The organism is Streptomyces sp. NPDC048664 (genome assembly GCF_040650555.1).
Taxonomy (GTDB): domain Bacteria; phylum Actinomycetota; class Actinomycetes; order Streptomycetales; family Streptomycetaceae; genus Streptomyces.
Genome location: NZ_JBEZHK010000009.1, coordinates 56317 through 74190, shown reverse-complemented (window position 1 = coordinate 74190; position 17874 = coordinate 56317). Strand labels below are relative to the sequence as shown.

Annotated in this window: 18 protein-coding genes; 6 read left to right on the top strand and 12 right to left on the bottom strand. The window is 72.0% G+C overall.

The window, feature by feature from the left end:
* Positions 1-25 precede the first annotated feature (25 nt).
* The 10 genes from AB0C59_RS12420 to AB0C59_RS12375 all read right to left on the bottom strand — a co-directional run bounded on the left by AB0C59_RS12420 (position 26) and on the right by AB0C59_RS12375 (position 10427).
* On the bottom strand, positions 26-1435 hold the full coding sequence (locus AB0C59_RS12420) for a cytochrome P450 (protein ID WP_363003461.1): 1410 nt from the start codon (positions 1433-1435) through the stop codon (positions 26-28).
* Complete coding sequence (cyc1, locus tag AB0C59_RS12415; RefSeq protein WP_363003459.1) at positions 1432-2517, bottom strand: epi-isozizaene synthase; 1086 nt, start codon at positions 2515-2517, stop codon at positions 1432-1434. Before cyc1 ends, AB0C59_RS12420 begins: the two co-directional genes overlap by 4 nt.
* A gap of 285 nt (positions 2518-2802) precedes the next feature.
* A complete protein-coding gene (def, locus tag AB0C59_RS12410) occupies positions 2803-3453 on the bottom strand; it encodes a peptide deformylase (RefSeq protein WP_363003457.1) in 651 nt (216 codons plus the stop codon).
* 148 nt (positions 3454-3601) lie between these two features.
* Positions 3602-4606 (bottom strand): hypothetical protein, encoded by a 1005-nt coding sequence (locus AB0C59_RS12405; RefSeq protein WP_363003455.1) that lies wholly within the window; start codon positions 4604-4606, stop codon positions 3602-3604.
* Between the two features lie 147 nt (positions 4607-4753).
* On the bottom strand, positions 4754-5998 hold the full coding sequence (locus AB0C59_RS12400; protein WP_363003453.1) for an HD domain-containing protein: 1245 nt from the start codon (positions 5996-5998) through the stop codon (positions 4754-4756).
* Positions 5995-7416, bottom strand: a complete 1422-nt coding sequence (locus tag AB0C59_RS12395; RefSeq protein ID WP_363003451.1) for an HD-GYP domain-containing protein — start codon at positions 7414-7416, stop codon at positions 5995-5997. The genes AB0C59_RS12400 and AB0C59_RS12395 overlap by 4 nt, the downstream gene beginning before the upstream one ends.
* Positions 7417-7691: 275 nt before the next feature.
* Positions 7692-7994, bottom strand: a complete 303-nt coding sequence (gene rsrA / locus AB0C59_RS12390) for a mycothiol system anti-sigma-R factor (protein WP_363003449.1) — start codon at positions 7992-7994, stop codon at positions 7692-7694.
* Positions 7991-8674 carry an RNA polymerase sigma factor SigR gene (sigR, locus tag AB0C59_RS12385; protein ID WP_363003447.1) on the bottom strand — a complete coding sequence of 228 codons (684 nt, stop codon included), beginning with the start codon at positions 8672-8674 and terminating at the stop codon, positions 7991-7993. Before sigR ends, rsrA begins: the two co-directional genes overlap by 4 nt.
* A gap of 264 nt (positions 8675-8938) precedes the next feature.
* Entirely contained in the window at positions 8939-9610 is a 672-nt protein-coding gene (locus AB0C59_RS12380; protein ID WP_363003445.1) for an alpha/beta family hydrolase, read from the bottom strand.
* A 1-nt stretch (position 9611) separates the two neighbouring features.
* Positions 9612-10427, bottom strand: a complete 816-nt coding sequence (locus AB0C59_RS12375; protein WP_363003443.1) for an SOS response-associated peptidase — start codon at positions 10425-10427, stop codon at positions 9612-9614.
* 74 nt (positions 10428-10501) lie between these two features.
* Between AB0C59_RS12375 and AB0C59_RS12370 the strand changes: the two genes are divergently transcribed.
* From AB0C59_RS12370 to AB0C59_RS12355, 4 genes are all read left to right on the top strand, one after another.
* The gene (locus AB0C59_RS12370) at positions 10502-11227 is read left to right on the top strand and encodes a M50 family metallopeptidase (RefSeq protein WP_363003441.1); all 726 of its coding nucleotides are present in this window, start codon (positions 10502-10504) and stop codon (positions 11225-11227) included.
* 122 nt (positions 11228-11349) lie between these two features.
* A complete protein-coding gene (aroA, locus tag AB0C59_RS12365) occupies positions 11350-12666 on the top strand; it encodes a 3-phosphoshikimate 1-carboxyvinyltransferase (protein WP_363003439.1) in 1317 nt (438 codons plus the stop codon).
* Positions 12667-12682: 16 nt separating this feature from the next.
* Positions 12683-13693 carry a ribosome small subunit-dependent GTPase A gene (rsgA, locus tag AB0C59_RS12360; protein WP_363003437.1) on the top strand — a complete coding sequence of 337 codons (1011 nt, stop codon included), beginning with the start codon at positions 12683-12685 and terminating at the stop codon, positions 13691-13693.
* Between the two features lie 69 nt (positions 13694-13762).
* Positions 13763-14086, top strand: a complete 324-nt coding sequence (locus tag AB0C59_RS12355) for a multidrug efflux SMR transporter (RefSeq protein WP_363003435.1) — start codon at positions 13763-13765, stop codon at positions 14084-14086.
* Between the two features lie 17 nt (positions 14087-14103).
* On the opposite strand, the gene AB0C59_RS12350 is transcribed toward AB0C59_RS12355, so the two are convergent.
* Positions 14104-14706 carry a helix-turn-helix domain-containing protein gene (locus AB0C59_RS12350; RefSeq protein ID WP_363003433.1) on the bottom strand — a complete coding sequence of 201 codons (603 nt, stop codon included), beginning with the start codon at positions 14704-14706 and terminating at the stop codon, positions 14104-14106.
* A gap of 171 nt (positions 14707-14877) precedes the next feature.
* Between AB0C59_RS12350 and hisN the strand changes: the two genes are divergently transcribed.
* The gene (hisN, locus tag AB0C59_RS12345) at positions 14878-15678 is read left to right on the top strand and encodes a histidinol-phosphatase (RefSeq protein WP_363003431.1); all 801 of its coding nucleotides are present in this window, start codon (positions 14878-14880) and stop codon (positions 15676-15678) included.
* A 135-nt stretch (positions 15679-15813) separates the two neighbouring features.
* Positions 15814-16215, top strand: a complete 402-nt coding sequence (locus AB0C59_RS12340; RefSeq protein WP_363003429.1) for a CBS domain-containing protein — start codon at positions 15814-15816, stop codon at positions 16213-16215.
* A gap of 76 nt (positions 16216-16291) precedes the next feature.
* On the opposite strand, the gene AB0C59_RS12335 is transcribed toward AB0C59_RS12340, so the two are convergent.
* A complete protein-coding gene (locus tag AB0C59_RS12335; protein ID WP_363003427.1) occupies positions 16292-17818 on the bottom strand; it encodes a catalase in 1527 nt (508 codons plus the stop codon).
* Positions 17819-17874: the final 56 nt, after the last annotated feature.

Genomic DNA, 17874 nt, shown 5'->3' with positions numbered 1-17874 from the left:
CACAGCACGTCCGGCGCACGTCCTCTCAGCGCGGCAGGGCCCGCAGCAGCAGCCGGCGCGGGCGCAGGGTGATACCGATGCGGGGCCGGTCGTCGGAGCCCGGCGCGTGCTCGAAGCGGTAGGCGCGGGCCACCGCCGCCGTGATCAGCGTGAGTTCGGCCATGGAGAAGTGGTCGCCCGGGCACTTGCGGTTGCCCACCCCGAAGGGGGTCATCGCGTACTTCGGGACCGCCTTGGCGCGTTCCGGGAGCCAGCGGTCGGGGTCGAACTCCTCGGGACGCTCGTACGACAGCGGGTCGTGCTGAATGGCGTACGGGCTGTAGACGACGTCGGCACCGGCCGGAATGCGGTATCCGCCGAGCTGGGTGTCGACGGCGGCCCGGCGCGTCAGTATCCATACGGCGGGTCGCATGCGCATTGTCTCGACAATGACATTCGCGGTGTGCGGCAGCTTTCGGACATCACCGAATGAGACCGGCCGTTCGCCCACGACCGCTTTCACCTCGTCGCGGATCTTGTCCGCCTGTTCCGGATGGTCGTGGAGGACCTGGAGGAGCGACATCACCATGGAACCGACGGTTTCGCTTCCGGCGGTGACTATGGCGACGACCTGATCGTGGACCTCCTGCTCCCCTATCGGCCGGCCATTCTCGTCCTTCGCCTCCAGCAAAGCCGTCAGCAAATCGTCCGGCTTTTGACTTGATGCGCGGCGGGCGGCGACGATCTCATCGACCAGGAGATGCAAATCGGCCAAGGCGCGGTTGAATTCACGGTTGGCCGGAAGCGGTAGGCGGTACAGCGGGCCGAGCGGTATCACCATGCGCTGGTACATGCCGCTGAAGAGCGTGGCGAGCGCCGCGCATATTCGCTCGGAGCGCTCGTCCATGTAGCTGCCGCGCATCAGGCAGCGGGCGGCGACCCGGACGGCCACGCGGAACGACTCGGCCATGACGTCCAGGCTGTGGCCGCCGCGCCAGCGCTCCACGAGCGCGTGCGTCTCCTCGGCCATGACGGGCCCGTAGGCAGGGATGGCCTCCAGTCGGAAGGCGGGCTGGATCGACCGGCGCTGGCGTTGGTGCAGCGGGCCGTTGGTGGTGGCCACCCCCTGCCTGCCCAGCAGCGCCTCCAGGGACTCCCACAGCGGGCCGCCGATCCTGAAGTCGGTGCTGAGGGCGAGGGCACCGGTCAGCTCCGGGGTCGTGATGGCGTACACCGTCTTCGGCCCGAGCCTCAGCCGGACGACCTCGCCGTCGTCCCGCAGCCGGGACAGGAAGCCCAGCGGGTCGCGGGCCAGCTTCCAGCCGTGGCCGAGGGCCGGCCACGCACCCGCGGCCAGGGGTGGGGTACGGAGCCCGTCCGCGGGCGCGGGCCGGGCCGCCCGGTCCGCGCCGCCCTCCACCGGAACGGAGAGTTCTGGGGTCGATTTCAGGGTCATTGCTCACCTGCCGCCTCGTTGTCGACGTACGGGGGTGTCGAGCGGTCGTCCCAACTGTCGACCATGTACCGGCCGGACTCGTGATGGAACCAGTAGACGGTGCTGAACCAGTTCCGCATGTTCGCGACGATCGCTTCGACAGCGCTTTTCAGTTCCCGGCCGCGCACGGTACCGTCCGCGAGCGTTCCGGCGAATCGCAGCGCCTGTTCCTCGGCGACGAGGAATTCCGACACGCATTCCTCGACCCGTCGCCGGACTTCCGTTATCGCTTCTGTGAGCGTCAGCCCCTCATGGTGGATGAGACTGATGCCGAGATTGTGGACCTCATCCCCCGCTATTTCCTTGGGGAGTGAGCACAGGTCGTTGTACCAGGCCGCGAACTCCTGGCTCAGCAGGGCCGCCCGCCGATAGCCGGGATGCTTTCTGACGGCGTCCGGCAGTTCGATGCGTGCGCTCGGCTCCAGCAGGTCGGTCCAGATCCAGTGCGCGAAGGTGAGCCGACGGAGTTCGAGATAGTCCGCCGGCGTCGGTATGGTTTTGGTGGCACGGTTGTCGAACTCGCGGTCGTACGCCTCGATCACCGCATGGAAGTGCCGGGCGAAGCGCGCGTTCCAGCGCTCGCCCTGGAACGAGTACAGGCGCGCGACGCTGTCCGCGAAGGCGCCGACCAGCGGGTCGGGATGGTACAGATGCCCTGCTGGGGCCTCCAGGGCCTCGTGCAACTGGAGCCGCAGCCGCCGCCAGGCGGCGGGCCGTCGGTGGACGATGTCGCGGTCGTGCCGGTCGTCCCAGACGAAGAACCACGCGCTGTAGTCCGCTATCGCCTGGAGGACGTCGTCGGGCGCCCCCAGGTAGTAGCCCGCCATGAGGTCGGTGTAGCACAGACCGTCGGCATATTCTTCGACCTTGTCCGCCGGCATGAGCCGCTTTTCCAGCAGCCAGGAACGTGTCTTCTCCTGCAGACGGGGCCAATACGGGTGAAGTCGACGGGGAAACGCGGTCTCGATCACCGGTAGACGCAGCGCCGGTGGAACCGCGACCGCGGTCGCCGTCGGTGAAGTGCTGTGTGGGAAAGCTGGCACGAACAAACCCCTCTCAGCCGCCGGTTGGCACACGCCCCTCCCGCCCGTGCCGGGCGCGCGCCGTTGCGAATCCCCGCGCTTTCTATTCAGCACCACAACTGACCGCTCTGGGAACGGATTTGCTCCACTCACTACCCCACGGTGCCGAGAATCTCCCTTGCCTGACTGAATATGGGCCAGTTCATACGTACAAGGGTGCGAATGTGCGATGCACACATGAGCGACGCCCGGCCGGGGGCATGCCCGGCCGGGCGTCGTCTCGCGGTCGCCGAGAGCGAAGCGGTGTCAGCCGTTGGCCACCACGGGGTAGCGGGGCTCGTTCTCGGCCATCTGCCGCAGGGCGTCCTTGCGCTCGCGCTTGGAGAGCCGGTCGATGTAGAGGTAGCCGTACAGGTGGTCCGTCTCGTGCTGCAAACACCGAGCGAAGTACCCGGTACCGCGCACCTTGACCGGGTGCCCGCTCTCGTCCTGCCCGGTCACCTCGGCGTAGTCCGGACGCGCGAGCGGGGCGTAGGCGGTCGGCACGGACAGGCAGCCCTCGTTGCTGTCGTCCAGGCGACGCCGGTCGGCGGGCAGCTCGACCACCTTCGGGTTGCACACCACGCCGACGTGCCGCACGCCCTCGTCGTCATGGCAGTCGTAGACGAAGACCTTCAGGTCGACACCGATCTGGTTGGCGGCCAGGCCCACGCCCTCCGCGGTCCGCTGGCTGGCGAACATGTCCGCGACGAGCTGCTGGAGCTCCTCGCCGAACTCGGTGACGTCCTTGCACTCCTTGTGCAGCACGGGGTTCCCCACCACCGTGATCGGCCGGGAGGTACCGCGCTCGCGCCAGGCGGCCTCACGCTCCTCGGGCGACTCGCTGTCGATGACGAAGCCCTCGTCGTCCACGGGGAGCACGCCTCCGTGCTGCTGATCGGTGTCCTGCTGCGCCATGACCGACGTACGCCTTCCTCAAAACAAGGGGTGAACCTGCTGATACAGGGTAAGGGGAGCCCGCGTGCCCCAGGGGCGCGGGCAGAGCCGGCGACCGGCCGGGCCCCCGGCGCGATCGGCCCGGGCCGGCCCGCGGCCGACGACGATCTCAGCAGACCTCTTCCAGATCCCGCCAGTCGCGCGAGTCGGGGCTGTCCGCGACCCAGCCGTCCAGCAGCCCCCGCACCAGCGACGCCGGCGCGGCCACCCCGCACTCCCGCTCGGGCACCCACAGCTGCCCGTCCGTGCGGTGGCCGAGCGGGCCCGGGTGCCCCGGCTCGCTGTGGTCGTGCGGGTCCAGGTGCTCGCCGTCGCCCTCGTCGGACGGCATCCGGGACTCGGAGCACGTACGGCACAGCAGCCGGACGGACGACGACCAGTCCTCGGCGGCGAACCCCGCCTCGGCGGCCAGTCGCTCCAGCGCGTCCCGATCGTCCTCGGTCGCGGCCTCCAGCAGCACGACCCAGGTCGGCACCGGTGAGGGCGCCCACAGCTCGATCTCGTCGAAGACGGGGTACGCGTGGCCGGCGGCCGTGGTGCGCTCCCCGTGCGGCACCCCGTCGTGCAGGACGACCTCGCCCCAGCGGCGCCCGGAGGACGGCAGCGGGATGGAGAGCACCTCCATCCGCGCCGGGTCGAGCCTGCGCCCCCAGACGACCTCCGCCTCGCCCTCGGGCGACAGCCGCACGGCCGCACTGCCCAGCTCCATCCCGGCGGGCTCGCCGACGGCGGCACCCGTCCCGGACTTCGACCAGGAGGGGCCGCCGGGCACCCTCAGTCCGTACGCCTGCCAGGCGCGGCGGGCCAGTGGCCAGTCCTGCAGGGCGGTGGCGGCGATGCCCACGTTCCACCAGTCGGGCGCCCCGGTCTCCCGGTCCAGCAGGGCCACGGCACGCAGTCCGGCGGCGCGGGCCTGCTCCCAGTCGTGGCGGAACTTGTGCAGCAGCGCCAGGTTGAACCAGGACTCCGACAGCCAGGGCTCCAGGTCGGCGGCACGGGTCAGCAGGGCTCCCGCGTCCTCGTACCGGCCGTCGCCGATCAGGCTGAACGCCCGGTCGGTGGCCTGCCGCCAGGAGGCGGAGGGCCGGTGCCGTCCCTTGCCGAAGATCCTCACGATTCCCGCCTGCCAGTCCCTTGCGTTTCCCGTCTGCCAGTCCGGCCCATCCCCGCCCCCGCGGGGAGCGGGGGCCGCGCTGGGTCCCCGAACACCTCTTCTCGCATCCAACCACGTACCGCCGGACGGGCGCTCATTACCCATGGGTTACCCCGTCGCCGGCAAGGTCAGACCGTCCCTGAGCAACACCCTGGCGAGTGACTCCACCACTTCCGGCTGGTAGTCGTGACCGCAGGCCAGCCGCAGTCGCTCCAGGGCGCTCAGCACTCCTCCTGGTCCCGTTCCTTCCCGCGCCATCTCCTCGTACGCGTTCACCGCCCGGACGATTCTGGCGCTGACGGGCTGCTCCCGGTAGGGGTCCGCCTGCCGTTCCACGACGACGGCGACCGCGGCGTCCACGCCGGTCTGGCGTACGACGGCGCCGCCGAGCAGCGCGATGCGCCGCTGCTCCTCGGCGGGCAGCACCGCGGTGGCTCCGTCGGGCACCGGGTCGACGAGGCTGAGCTGCCCGATGTCGTGCATGAGAGCCGCGTACTCCAGGACGGTCAGTTCGGGCTCGGCCAGGCCCAGCTCGCGGCCCACGGCCCGGCTGAGCGCCGCCACCCGGCGGGCGTGGCCCGCGGGCGTGTACCCGGCGATCTCGGTGGCACGCGCCAGGGAGGCGATCGTCTGCCGGTAGGTGGCGCGCACGGCCGCGTGCCGCCGGTAGGAGAGCTGGGTGAGCAGCAGCGGCAGACAGAACACGGGCAGCGCCCACAGGCCCACGACGCCGACCGCGAGCGACATCACGGCGCCGGTGGCGCACACCGCCGAGCCGATGCCGGACCGGGCCCGCAGTTCGTCGCGCAGCAGCGGCCCGAACGGCCACCGGGTCCTGGAGTGCTCCAGAGCGGCGGCGAGCACGGCGTCACACAGGGTGGTGAGGACGAGGAGTGCGACCACGAGCAGCGCGTACGCCGGTCCGCTCCAGCCGTGCGCCCTGCCGTGGCTGCACAGGGGCTGGAAGCACAGGGCCGCGAAGCCGACGGTGAGCAGGCGCCGGGTGAGGTGGTCGGCGGTGGATCCGCGTCCCTGGGCGACATGGGGGACGCAGCCGGCGAGGGTGGCCACGAGGACCACGGTGACGACCTGCGGCATCCCGTGGTGGGTGGGGTGCCCGGCGTTCTGTCCGAGCAGGGCGTACGACAGCGCGCCCGCCGCCCCGAGCGGAGCCGGCTCCCGCTCCCCCGCGCCGCTCCAGCGCGACAGTTCCCCGACCGCGACGAGGGCCCCGAAGGCGAGGGCGAGAGCGGGTTCGGCCAGGCCGTGCCAGAGGGTGAGGGCGAGGCAGCAGGCGGCCAGGAGCGCGGCCGCGAGGTGGGCGGACAGGGGCGTGGGGCGATGCGGCGTCATGCGCCCGCCCCGCCGCGGCGGGGCCCGGCCGGTTCCCCGGCCCTGGGCACGGTCCGCGGCGGGACGTTTCCGCGCGGTTCGTCGGCGGTCACCACCGGATGCCAGCCGTGCCGGGCGAGCGCGCGGATCAGCGCCCGGACCATCGTCGGGTCGAACTGGGCTCCCGCGCACCGCCGCAGTTCCGCGAGCGCCGCCTCGACGGGGCGCGCGCGCCGGTAGGAGCGGGTCGACGTCATCGCGTCGAAGGCGTCGGCGACCGCCACCACCCGGGCGGACTCGGGGATCTGGGAGCCCACGAGTCCGTACGGGTATCCGCTGCCGTCGAGGCGCTCGTGGTGGTGCAGGATCGCGGAGCGGGCCTCGCCGAGGAACCCGATCCCGCGCACCATCTCGTGGCCGTACTCGGGGTGCAGTTCGATGATCCGGCGCTCCTCGGGGGTGAGGGGCCCGTCCTTGCGTAACAGCCGGGTCGGCACACCGAGTTTGCCCACGTCGTGCAGGATCCCGGCGAACCGCAGCACCTCCACGCGCTCGGCGTCCATGCCCAGTTCGCGGGCGATCATCACCGAGGCCTGGCCGACCCGCTCGCTGTGTCCCCGGGTGTAGCCGTCCTTGATGTCGACCGCCTGCACGAGGGCGCGGATGGTCGCCTGGTGGGCGGCGCGCTCCCGGTGGTACTGGGCGAAGACCCAGCACGAGACGTACATGGGCAGCAGGACGAGCAGCGCGGCGACGGGGCCGTAGGGGCTGCGCCACAGCACCGCCATCATCAGGCCGGCGAGCCCCTGCACGGCGACCGGGGCGAGGGAGCGCAGGAACAGCCCGCGCCAGACCGCGCCGAGTTCCCGGGTCCGTGCGGGCAGGGGGCCGCGCAGGCGGGCCGGGGCCTTCTCGGCCAGCGCGAGGATTCCGGCGTCGAGCGCGGTCAGCACCAGGCAGAACGCGACGGCGGCGGCTCCCGCGGTCAGCAGGGCGTACGGGAAGCGCGGGCCGACGACCGCGTCCCTGCCGCCCAGTGCCCCGTGCACCCGCGAGGCGGTCCACACGGCGAGCGCGAGCTGGGCGACCCGCCAGGCGCGGCGCAGCCCCGCGGGCCGGTCCGCGACCGGCACCAGCAGGGCGCCCGGCAGCGGTACCAGCGCGGCGGCCGCGGGTGGCAGCAGGAAGGCGCCGGCGAGCAGCACGGGGAAGAAGGTGCCCATGTCCTCGGGCGCCCGGTCGCCGGCGGCGCGGCCCGAGGAGGTGCGGCATCCGGGGGCGCGGCCGCACGGGAGCTGCTCGCAGCCGGCGTGGAGCGCGGCGAGCAGGAGGAGCGCCCACCAGGAGGCGGGGGCGCCCGGCGCGGGGGCGGCGCACACCAGTGCGGCCAGGACGGTGCAGCCCACGTACACGCGCGCCCACGGCCGTACGGACCCCATGACGCACCTCCCCCCGAACCCGCGCCCGTCGTGCAACCGGCGTGAACCGTCATGAAACAGGGCGAGCCCGGTCATGCCCCTTTCAGGCTCCGGAGCCTAGGGGGCGGGATGCCGCCCGGAGGCGGCATTCGGGGGAATCCATGGGCCGACCCCCCACGGATTAACACATTCGAGTGACAAATCGGTGGGGGTTGACACGTGTTGCTCGAACGACTGTCCAGAGATCTCGGGTCGGGGCCCCTCGGGAGCCGGGGCCCCGGCGAGCACGGAGCGGGTCAGGACTCCCGAGGCGTCGCGGTCACGTCGTGCTCGGGCACCGTATGGCCCGAACGGATGAGCTCGATACGGCCCATGACCTTGGCCCGCAGATCGCTCGGCACGTCGTCATGACCGCAGCAGCGCTTGACGAGCTTCTTCACGGCCTGCTCCAGCCCGTACTTCTCCAGGCAGGGCGAGCATTCCTCGAAGTGGTGCTGGAACTTGCTGCGGTCGATGTCCGGCATCTCGCTGTCGAGGAACTCGTAGAGATGGTCCAGGACCTCACTGCAGTCCGTCTCGTGCTCGTCTCCGCAGCTCATGAGCCCGAACCTTTCGCTTCGTCCGACTCTCCGGCGCCGGCCGGGACGAGCCCGCGCTCGCGGGCGTAGTCCTCAAGCATGCCGCGCAGTTGACGGCGGCCACGGTGCAGCCGGGACATCACCGTACCGATGGGTGTCCCCATGATGTCCGCGATCTCCTTGTACGCAAAGCCCTCCACGTCCGCGAGGTAGACGGCGATACGGAACTCCTCCGGGATCGCCTGGAGGGCCGCCTTCACGTCCGAGTCGGGCAGGTGGTCCAGCGCCTGCGACTCGGCGGAGCGCAGTCCGGTCGACATGTGCGACTCGGCGCGCGCGAGCTGCCAGTCCTCGATCTCCTCGGCCGCGCTGCGCTGGGGTTCGCGCTGCTTCTTGCGGTACGAGTTGATGAACGTGTTGGTCAGGATCCGGTACAGCCAGGCCTTGAGGTTGGTGCCCTCGCGGAACTGGTGGAAGGAGGCGTACGCCTTCGCGTAGGTCTCCTGGACCAGGTCCTCGGCATCGGCCGGGTTGCGCGTCATGCGCAGCGCCGCCGAGTACATCTGGTCGAGGAACTCCAGGGCGTCCCGCTCGAAGCGCGCACTGCGCGCGGCGGACGACTCCGCGTCCCTGCCCCGGCCCTCGGGCTGCTCCGCCTGGCCGTTGTCGGTCCCTGCGTCGGTACCGGTGACCGGACCCACCTCCTCCAGTGACGTGGCAGGACCGAAACCGATCCCACTGGAATCGGAGGATAGACGAACATCCTTACCGGCCGCCGCCCGAACAGGGCCGCTCCGCGCCGCGTGCAGCACCGTCCAGTCCAGGTCAGCACTGCTGCGGCGGCTCGGGCATACGGTCGAACCCATGCGGCGGACTCCCTCTTCTGCGTCGGCGCGGCACCTTCCCGTGCCGTCTGATCCGCACAACAGCGGTCCGCTCCGCGGCATTCCCGCGGCTCCCGGGAGTCACCCGAGTGACATGACCCACGTCGCCACGGCCCCGGTGACGACCTCCAGCGCCGCCTCCTGCGTGATGTCCGCGCGCTTGGGGACGGCGAGACCGTGATCGCCGTACGGCACCTCGACGAGGTCGTAGGGCCCCCGCGGGAACTCCTCCGGCCTCCCGAACGGATCGTTGCCGCCCTGGACCACGAGCGTGGGCACACCCGCGCCGAGCAGTTCGTCGGCCCGGGACTTCTCGGGCCTGCCCGGCGGGTGCAGCGGGAAGCTCAGCGCGAGCACGGCGGCGGCACCGAGTTCGCGCGCCGTGCGGCAGGCGACCCGGGCCCCGGCGCTGCGGCCCCCGGCGATCACGGGCGGCCCGGCGTCCGCGAGGACGGGCCACACCCCGCGCCAGCCCGCGTCCAGCGTCCTGGGCGCGGGCGCCACCTTCTTGCCCCCGACCCGCCAGGGCTGCTCCACCAGGGCGACGCTCACCCCGTGCGCGGGCAGCGCCTCGGCCAGCGCCCGCAGGTCGCGCGCCTCGATGCCGCCGCCCGCGCCATGGCTCACGGCCAGGACCAGCCGCGGCCGCGGCGCCCTGTGCCAGGTGACACGGGCCGTTCCGGCGTCGGTCCCGACGCTCTGGGTCTCGCCCGGAAGGGCGTGGGGGCTGCGGTGCTGGGAGGAGTCCGTCACGTCAGAAGAGTGTGCCCTCCTCGGGGGCCTCCAGCTCCTTCAGCAGCTCCGGGCCGTTGTTGCGGACGTTGCTGACCGCCGTTGAGACGGGGTAGGCGCGCATCAGACCGGGCGGCGGCGGCTCCAGCAGGGAGCGCAGGCCGTCCGGGTCGGTGCGGGCGGGGTCGAGCCAGGCGTCCCAGCGGTCCGGGGTGAGCATCAGCGGCATCCGGGGGTGGATGTCGGCCAGGGCCCGCGGCCCCTCGGCCGGGGCCGCGGCCAGCGGTGCCGTCTCCGCCTCGGTCGTGATCACCGCGCAGGTCACCCACCACGCGCCGGGATGGTCGTCCGGCAGGGTGCGATCGCGCCAGAACTCGTACAGCCCGGCCATCGCGAAGACCGAGCCGTCGGCGGGCAGCACGAAGTAGGGCTGCTTGCGCGGGCGCTTCCTGCGGCCCTCGGTCTCCAGGTCGCGCTCCTCCTTGCCGGTGACCCACTCGTAGTAGCCGTCGGCGGGGATGACGCAGCGGCGGGCGGCGAAGGCGCGGCGGTAGGAGGGCTTCTCGTGCACGGTCTCGGCACGCGCGTTGATCATCCGCGCGGCGCCCTCGGGCGTCCGGGACCAGGACGGGACCAGTCCCCACCGGAGTCTGCGCAACTGGCGAACCGGCCGCCTGTCGTCGGCGTCCTTCACAGGACGGTCCAGGACGACGTAGACCTCCTTGGTCGGGGCGACGTTGAAATCGGGTGCCAGGGGCTCCTCGGGCTCCCTCATCCCGATATCGAAGACTGCCGCGAGATCCTCGGGCCTGCGACTGGCCGCGTACCTTCCGCACATACGTGCCAGACTGCCAGATCCGACGCCTCGCCCGGGAGCCAACGCCGATCATGCACAGTCCCGCCTCGACCACCTTGAGCGCGATCTCTCTCAGCTCGCTGCCCGACCTCTGGGACCAGGTCGTCGGCGCCCAGCCCGATCCCGACCTGTGGGTGGTGGTCGCCACGCTGGTGGCCGCGCTCTGCGTCGTCGTCCCGCCCCGCGTGTGGCGCGTCTCGCGCAACGCCATCACCATCGCGCACGAGGGCGGCCACGGGCTGGTCGCGCTGCTCACCGGCCGCACCCTCACCGGGATCCGGCTCCACTCCGACACCAGCGGCCTCACCGTCAGCCGGGGCAAGCCGTACGGCCTGGGCATGATCCTCACCGCCGCCGCGGGCTACACCGCTCCCCCGCTCCTGGGCCTCGGCGGCGCCGCGCTGCTCGCGGCGGGGCACATCACCGCGCTGCTGTGGCTGGCCACCGTGCTGCTCCTGGTGATGCTGGTGATGATCCGCAACGCCTACGGCGCGCTGACCGTGGTGCTCACCGGGGGCGTGTTCGTCCTGGTGACCTGGCTGACCGGTCCGCAGGTCCAGGCGGCCTTCGCGTACGCGGTGGTGTGGTTCCTGCTGATCGGCGGCGTACGGCCCGCCTTCGAACTCCAGGTGAAGCGCGCGCGCGGCGGCGCCGGGGACTCCGACGCCGACCAGCTCTCGCGGCTCACCCACGTGCCGGCGGCTCTGTGGTTCTTCCTGTTCCACGTGGTGTCGCTGTGCTCGCTGATGGGCGGCGCCCAGTGGCTGCTGCGGGTGTGGTGACCCGCTGAGCACCGCGCGCGCCCCGACGGGACCGGCGACGGCGGTGACGGACGACGGTTCGGGCTCGTTCCGCCGTCTTTGATCAAGATCTGCGGACCGGACCAGCCACTACAGTGGGGCGCATGACCGTGAACTCCGCGCACACCGCTCTCTGGCCCGCCCCCCACGCGAGCGGACCCGTCGACGCGACGGTCCACGTGCCCGGGTCCAAGTCGGTCACCAACCGTGCGCTGATCCTCGCCGCCCTGGCCTCCGAGCCCGGCTGGCTGCGCCGCCCGCTGCGGTCCCGCGACACCCTGCTGATGGCCGGTGCCCTGCGTGCGCTGGGCGTCGGCATCGAGGAAGGGGTCGGCCCGGACGGCTCCGGCGAGGCCTGGCGCGTGATCCCGGCCGCGCTGCACGGCCCGGCCACCGTCGACGTGGGCAACGCGGGCACCGTGATGCGCTTCCTGCCGCCGGTCGCCGCGCTCGCCGACGGCCCCGTCCGCTTCGACGGCGACCCGCGGTCCTACGAACGCCCCCTGCACGGCGTGATCGACGCCCTGCGCGGCCTCGGTGCCCGTATCGACGACGACGGCCGCGGGGCGCTGCCCCTGACCGTCCACGGCGGGGGCGCGCTCGACGGCGGTCCGGTGTCCGTCGACGCCTCCTCGTCCTCCCAGTTCGTCAGCGCCCTGCTGCTGTCCGCGCCGCGCTTCAACCAGGGGGTGGAGGTCCGGCACACCGGCTCCACCCTGCCCTCGCTGCCGCACATCCGTATGACCGTGGAGATGCTGCGCGCCGCCGGCGCCCAGGTGGACACCCCGGAGTCGGGCGGGGAGGCCGACGTGTGGCGGGTGACCCCGGGCGCCCTGCTCGGCCGGGATCTGACCGTCGAGCCCGACCTGTCCAACGCCCAGCCCTTCCTCGCCGCCGCCCTGGTGACCGGCGGCACCGTGGTCGTCCCCGACTGGCCCACCCGCACCACCCAGCCCGGCGACCGGCTGCGGGAGATCTTCACCGAGATGGGCGGCTCCTGCGCGCTGACCGAGCGGGGCCTGGAGTTCACCGGTTCGGGCGCCCTGCACGGCATCGACGTGGACCTCGGCGAGGTCGGCGAGCTGACGCCCGGCATCGCCGCGGTCGCCGCGCTCGCGGACTCCCCCTCGACCCTGCGCGGCGTGGCCCATCTGCGGCTGCACGAGACGGACCGCCTGGCCGCGCTGACCAAGGAGATCAACGAGCTGGGCGGCGATGTCACCGAGACCGCGGACGGTCTCCACATCCGCCCGCGCCCGCTGCGGGGCGGGGTCTTCCACACCTACGACGACCACCGCATGGCGACCGCGGGCGCGATCATCGGGCTGGCGGTCGACGGGGTGCGGATCGAGAACGTCGCGACGACGGCCAAGACGCTGCCCGACTTCCCCGAGCTGTGGTCCGGGATGCTCGGGAACTGACGGGCGGATCACGATCATGCGCCGCTACGGCAAGCACACCGACGAGGACGACATCCGGACCCGTCCCAACCGCAAGGGCAACCGCCCGCGGACCCACATCCGGCCCAAGCACGAGGACGCGGCCGAGGGGCTGGTCCTCACCGTCGACCGTGGCCGGCTGACCTGTCTGGTCGAGGACCGTACGGTCATGGCGATGAAGGCCCGTGAGCTGGGCCGCAAGGCCGCGGTGGTGGGCGACCGGGTCGCCCTCGTCGGGGACCTGTCGGGCACCAAGGACACCCTCGCCCGCATCGTGCGCATCGAGGAGCGCAGTTCGGTCCTGCGCCGCACCGCCGACGACGACGACCCCTACGAACGCGTCGTGGTCGCCAACGCCGACCAGCTGGCCATCGTCACCGCGCTCGCCGACCCCGAGCCGCGTCCCCGCCTCATCGACCGCTGCCTGGTCGCGGCCTTCGACGGCGGCCTCGAACCGCTCCTCGTCCTGACGAAGTCGGACCGCGCCTCCCCCGACAAGCTGCTGGAGCTGTACGGGGCGCTCGACATCCCGTACGTCGTCACCAGCCGTGAGGAACTGGAGAACGGCGGCGCCGCGGACCGGGTCCGCGAGCAGCTGGACGGCAAGGTCACGGCGTTCGTCGGGCACTCGGGCGTGGGCAAGACGACGCTGGTCAACGCGCTCGTGCCCGAGGAGCGGCGGCGCGTCACCGGGCATGTCAACGCGGTGACCGGCCGCGGCCGGCACACCACGACCTCGGCGCTGGCGCTGCCCCTGTGGGGAGCGGACGGCTGGGTCGTCGACACCCCGGGCGTACGGTCCTTCGGGCTCGCGCACGTCGACCCCTCCCGGGTGATCCACGCCTTCCCCGACCTGGAGCCCGGCACCGAGGGCTGCCCCCGGGCGTGCGGTCACGACGAACAGGACTGCGCCCTGGACGCCTGGGTGAGCGAGGGGCACGCCGACCCGCAGCGCCTCTACTCCCTGCGCCGACTGCTCGCCACGCGCGAGCGGAAGGAAGGGGACTGAGGCGTGTTTGGTTCTCTCGCGCGCCGGTAAATGCTTACCCGTCGACGTGGGCGCGCGGGAGGACGGGACATGGCGTGGCTGCTGGTCATCGTGGCCGGTGTTCTGGAGACCGGCTTCGCCGTGTGTCTCAAGCTCTCGCACGGCTTCACCAGGCTGTGGCCGACGATCGCGTTCGCCTGCTTCGCCCTCGGCAGCTTCGGCCTGCTGACCCTCTCGTTGAAGAAGCTGGACGTGGGACCGGCGTACGCGGTGTGGACCGGCATCGGCGCGGCCGGGACCGCCATCTACGGCATGATCTTCCTGGACGACCTGGTGTCCACCCTGAAGATCATCTCGATCACGCTGGTGATCATGGGGGTGATCGGGCTGCAGCTCTCGGGGTCCGCGCACTGAGCCGCGCGCCGCGCCCCTCACCGCGTCTGCCGGGGCAGGGCCGCGCGCACCAGCTCCGCGACCCCTTGTTCCGGTGGGGCGGCCACGCAGGACAGCGCCAGCCGGACGACCAGTTCACAGGCCCGGACGAGCTCCGGGACGCTTCCCCTGCTCACTCCGGGCCCGGACAGCGCGGCCACGGCGCGGTCGCGGACGAGCGCGACGAAGTCCGTCGGTGAGGGCAGCGGACCGTCGGCACGCCGTTGGGCGGGCACCGCCGAGCTGGACGGCACCGCCCTGAGCGGCGGCGCGGGCAGCCGCTCGCTCCAGCTCCCGGTGAGCATGGCCCGTACGAGCGCGTTGCCCCGGGCCGTCCTCATGGTCCACTCGGCGGCGGCGGTCAGGCGTTCCCGCGGCTCGGCGTGGACGGCGAGCACGCGGTCGACACCCGCCAGAAAGGCGTCGGCCTCCCGGCGGACCAGAGCCCGCGCCAGACCGTCCTTGCTGCCGAACTCGTTGTAGAGCGTCTGGCGGGAGACACCGGCCGCCGTGGCCACGTCCACCATGCGCACGGCGGACCAGGGGCGGCGCGAAAGCGCCATGTACGCGGCGTCCAGCAGGGATTCCCGCGCTGCGGGCATCGTCGCCTCCCTCGGGGCCGGGAGCTCTGACGGACAGGGTTGACGCGGGCGCATGCGGTGTCAAGGGTGCGCGGCGGCGGTGGGGGCGTGCGTCGGCCATCGTGCGCGGCTCGCCGTGATCGCGCGCGTCCGGTGTGGCTGTGTCCCGGGCGGGGCGGATACGGTTCGGTCATGCCCGACTATCTCGATGACCTGCGGCTCGCCCATGTACTCGCGGACGCGGCGGACGCGGCGACGATGGACCGGTTCAAGGCGCTCGACCTCAAGGTCGAGACCAAACCCGACATGACACCGGTGAGCGAGGCCGACAAGGCCGCCGAGGAACTGATCCGGAGCCAGCTGCAGCGGGCCCGCCCGCGGGACGCGGTCCTCGGCGAGGAGTACGGCATCGAGGGCACAGGACCGCGCCGCTGGGTCGTGGACCCGATCGACGGCACCAAGAACTACGTGCGCGGCGTGCCGGTGTGGGCGACCCTGATCTCGCTCATGCAGACGGGGGAAGGCGGATACCAGCCCGTGGTCGGCCTGGTGTCGGCCCCCGCGCTGGGCCGCCGCTGGTGGGCCGCCCAGGGGCACGGCGCGTTCACGGGCCGCAGCCTGTTCTCGGCGTCCCGGCTGCGCGTCTCGGAGGTCTCCCGGCTGGCCGACGCGTCCTTCGCGTACTCCTCGCTGTCGGGGTGGGAGGAGCAGGGCAGGCTGAACGGCTTCCTTGACCTGACGCGCGCGGTGTGGCGCACCCGGGGCTACGGCGACTTCTGGCCGTACATGATGGTCGCCGAGGGGTCGGTGGACCTGTGCGCCGAGCCGGAGCTGTCGCTGTGGGACATGGCGGCGAACGCGATCATCGTGACGGAGGCGGGCGGTTCCTTCACGGGGCTGGACGGACGCCCGGGGCCGCACAGCGGAAACGCGGCCGCGTCCAACGGGCTCCTGCACGACACGCTGCTGGACCATCTGAACGGGCGGTACTGAGGGCGGCCGAGGGCTGTTCCGTGAGCCCCTGAACTCACGTCGTGCGCCCTCTTGTTGACCCGCCCTTTGCCTGCGAGTCTGGGACTCCCCCACTGGTGAACGTGTGAAGCAGTGCACGGGAGGTGGCTCCGCCCCATGCTCGTCCGCGACGCCATGAGCACGATGGTCCTCACCATCGGGCCCGCACACACCCTCCGCCAGGCAGCAGCCCTGATGTCCGCCCGCCGGGTCGGCGCGGCCGTCGTCCTCGACCCCGAGGCGGGCGGCCCCGGCATCCTGACCGAACGCGACATCCTCAACTCCGTCGGCCTCGGCCAGGATCCGGACGCCGAGCCGGCCCACGCCCACACCACCACGGACGTCGTGTTCGCGACGCCGTCCTGGACACTCGAGGAGGCCGCCCGCGCCATGACCCGGGGCGGCTTCCGGCATCTGATCGTCCTCGACCGCGACGAACCCGTGGGCGTCGTCTCGGTCCGCGACATCATCCGCTGCTGGGCACCGGCCCGGCCGCCCGTTCCGGCCACCCTGCCCTGAGGGCTGTCGACATCGACGGGCCGAGGCCCCCCGGGGGGCCTCGGCCCGTCCCCTACGGCAAGCGGTCCGACCCGGGTCAGCCGCGCAGGGCCTGGACAGCGGCCTCCAGGCGCTTGCCGAGGTCCGGGTCGGCCTGACGGAAGTTGCCGACCGCGCGCGCGACGATGTCCTTCCGCGACACCTTGGCGAGGAAGCCCGACAGGTTCTCGACCAGACGGCCCTTCTCGCCCTCGGACATCAGCCGGTAGAGGTCGGCCGCCTGCACGAAGTCGTCGTCCTCGGCGTGCACCGGGGCCGGGTGGTTGCCGGTGCCCGCCGTGAAGTCCGCCGTCGGCCGCCACAGCGCCCGGTCCGTCTGGAGCGGGCCGCCGAAGCTGTTCGGCTCGTGGTTCTTCGCCCCCTTGTGGCGGCCGTCGTAGAGGAAGCCGTCACGGGAGTGGGTGCGCGCCTCCGTGGCGTGCGGGCGGTTCACCGGCAGGTGATCGGCGTTGACGCCGACCCGGTAGCGGTGCGCGTCGCCGTACGCGAAGAGGCGGCCCTGGAGCATCTTGTCCGGGGAGGGGCCGATGCCCGGCACGAAGTGCGCGGGGCTGAAGATCGACTGCTCGACCTCGGCGAAGACGTTCTCCGGGTTGCGGTTGAGCTCCAGCTTGCCGATCTCGATCGGCGGGTAGTCCTCGTGCGGCCACACCTTGGTGAGGTCGAACGGGTTGAAGCGGTACTGGGCCGCCTCGTCGGCCGGCATGATCTGCACCTGCACGGTCCAGGTCGGGAAGTCGCCCCGCTCGATGGCCTCCCGCAGGTCGCGCTGGTGGGAGTCGGGGTCCTCGCCGGCGAGCCTGTTGGCCTCGGCCTGGGTGAGGTTCCTGATCCCCTGGTCGGTCTTGAAGTGGTACTTGACCCAGAAGACCTCGCCGGCCTCGTTGTTCCACTGGAAGGTGTGCGAGCCGTAGCCGTTCATGTGGCGGTAGGAGGCGGGGATGCCCCGGTCGCCGAACAGCCAGGTCACCTGGTGGGTGGACTCGGGCGACAGACCCCAGAAGTCCCAGACGTTGTCCGCCTCCTGCGAGCCGGTGTACGGGTCGCGCTTCTGGGTGTGGATGAAGTCGGGGAACTTGACGGCGTCCTTGATGCAGAACACCGGGGTGTTGTTGCCGACGAGGTCGTAGTTGCCCTCCTCGGTGTAGAACTTCAGCGCCCAGCCACGAGGGTCGCGCACGGCGTCCGCGGCCCCCAGGTTCCCGGCCACGGTGGAGAAGCGCAGGAACGTCTCCGTCCGCTTGCCGACCTCGGAGAGGAACGCGGCACGCGTGTACGGCGTGACGTCGGCGGTCACCGTGAACGTGCCGTAGGCGCCCGCACCGCGCGCGTGCACCACGCGCTCCGGGATGCGCTCCCGGTTGAAGTGGGCCAGCTTCTCCAGCAGGAGCTGGTCCTGGACGAGCACCGGGCCACCGACGCCTGCGGTCTCGCTGTTCTGGTTGTCGGCCACCGGGGCTCCGGCCTCCGTCGTGAGCGGCCCCTGCGTCACGTGTACCTCCTGCGTCCCGTCCGGCCACACTTGTTGCTTGGCCAAATTCGTTTTCGATCCCACAATGGACATTGTCTAAGTCAAGGAGAGCTCCAAAATCACATTCGTTCGGGATCTGGTCCCCCGAC

What these genes read in the sequence shown, in the direction of transcription:
- AB0C59_RS12375 (WP_363003443.1), bottom strand. Translation starts at nt 10,427, where the DNA reads ATGTGCGGAAGGTACGCGGCCAGTCGCAGGCCCGAGGATCTCGCGGCA.
- rsrA (WP_363003449.1), bottom strand. Translation starts at nt 7,994, where the DNA reads ATGAGCTGCGGAGACGAGCACGAGACGGACTGCAGTGAGGTCCTGGAC.
- AB0C59_RS12400 (WP_363003453.1), bottom strand. Translation starts at nt 5,998, where the DNA reads ATGACGCCGCATCGCCCCACGCCCCTGTCCGCCCACCTCGCGGCCGCG.
- AB0C59_RS12395 (WP_363003451.1), bottom strand. Translation starts at nt 7,416, where the DNA reads ATGGGGTCCGTACGGCCGTGGGCGCGCGTGTACGTGGGCTGCACCGTC.
- AB0C59_RS12335 (WP_363003427.1), bottom strand. Translation starts at nt 17,818, where the DNA reads ATGTCCATTGTGGGATCGAAAACGAATTTGGCCAAGCAACAAGTGTGG.
- hisN (WP_363003431.1), top strand. Translation starts at nt 14,878, where the DNA reads ATGCCCGACTATCTCGATGACCTGCGGCTCGCCCATGTACTCGCGGAC.
- aroA (WP_363003439.1), top strand. Translation starts at nt 11,350, where the DNA reads ATGACCGTGAACTCCGCGCACACCGCTCTCTGGCCCGCCCCCCACGCG.
- AB0C59_RS12355 (WP_363003435.1), top strand. Translation starts at nt 13,763, where the DNA reads ATGGCGTGGCTGCTGGTCATCGTGGCCGGTGTTCTGGAGACCGGCTTC.
- AB0C59_RS12340 (WP_363003429.1), top strand. Translation starts at nt 15,814, where the DNA reads ATGCTCGTCCGCGACGCCATGAGCACGATGGTCCTCACCATCGGGCCC.
- AB0C59_RS12420 (WP_363003461.1), bottom strand. Translation starts at nt 1,435, where the DNA reads ATGACCCTGAAATCGACCCCAGAACTCTCCGTTCCGGTGGAGGGCGGC.
- def (WP_363003457.1), bottom strand. Translation starts at nt 3,453, where the DNA reads ATGGCGCAGCAGGACACCGATCAGCAGCACGGAGGCGTGCTCCCCGTG.
- AB0C59_RS12350 (WP_363003433.1), bottom strand. Translation starts at nt 14,706, where the DNA reads ATGCCCGCAGCGCGGGAATCCCTGCTGGACGCCGCGTACATGGCGCTT.
- rsgA (WP_363003437.1), top strand. Translation starts at nt 12,683, where the DNA reads ATGCGCCGCTACGGCAAGCACACCGACGAGGACGACATCCGGACCCGT.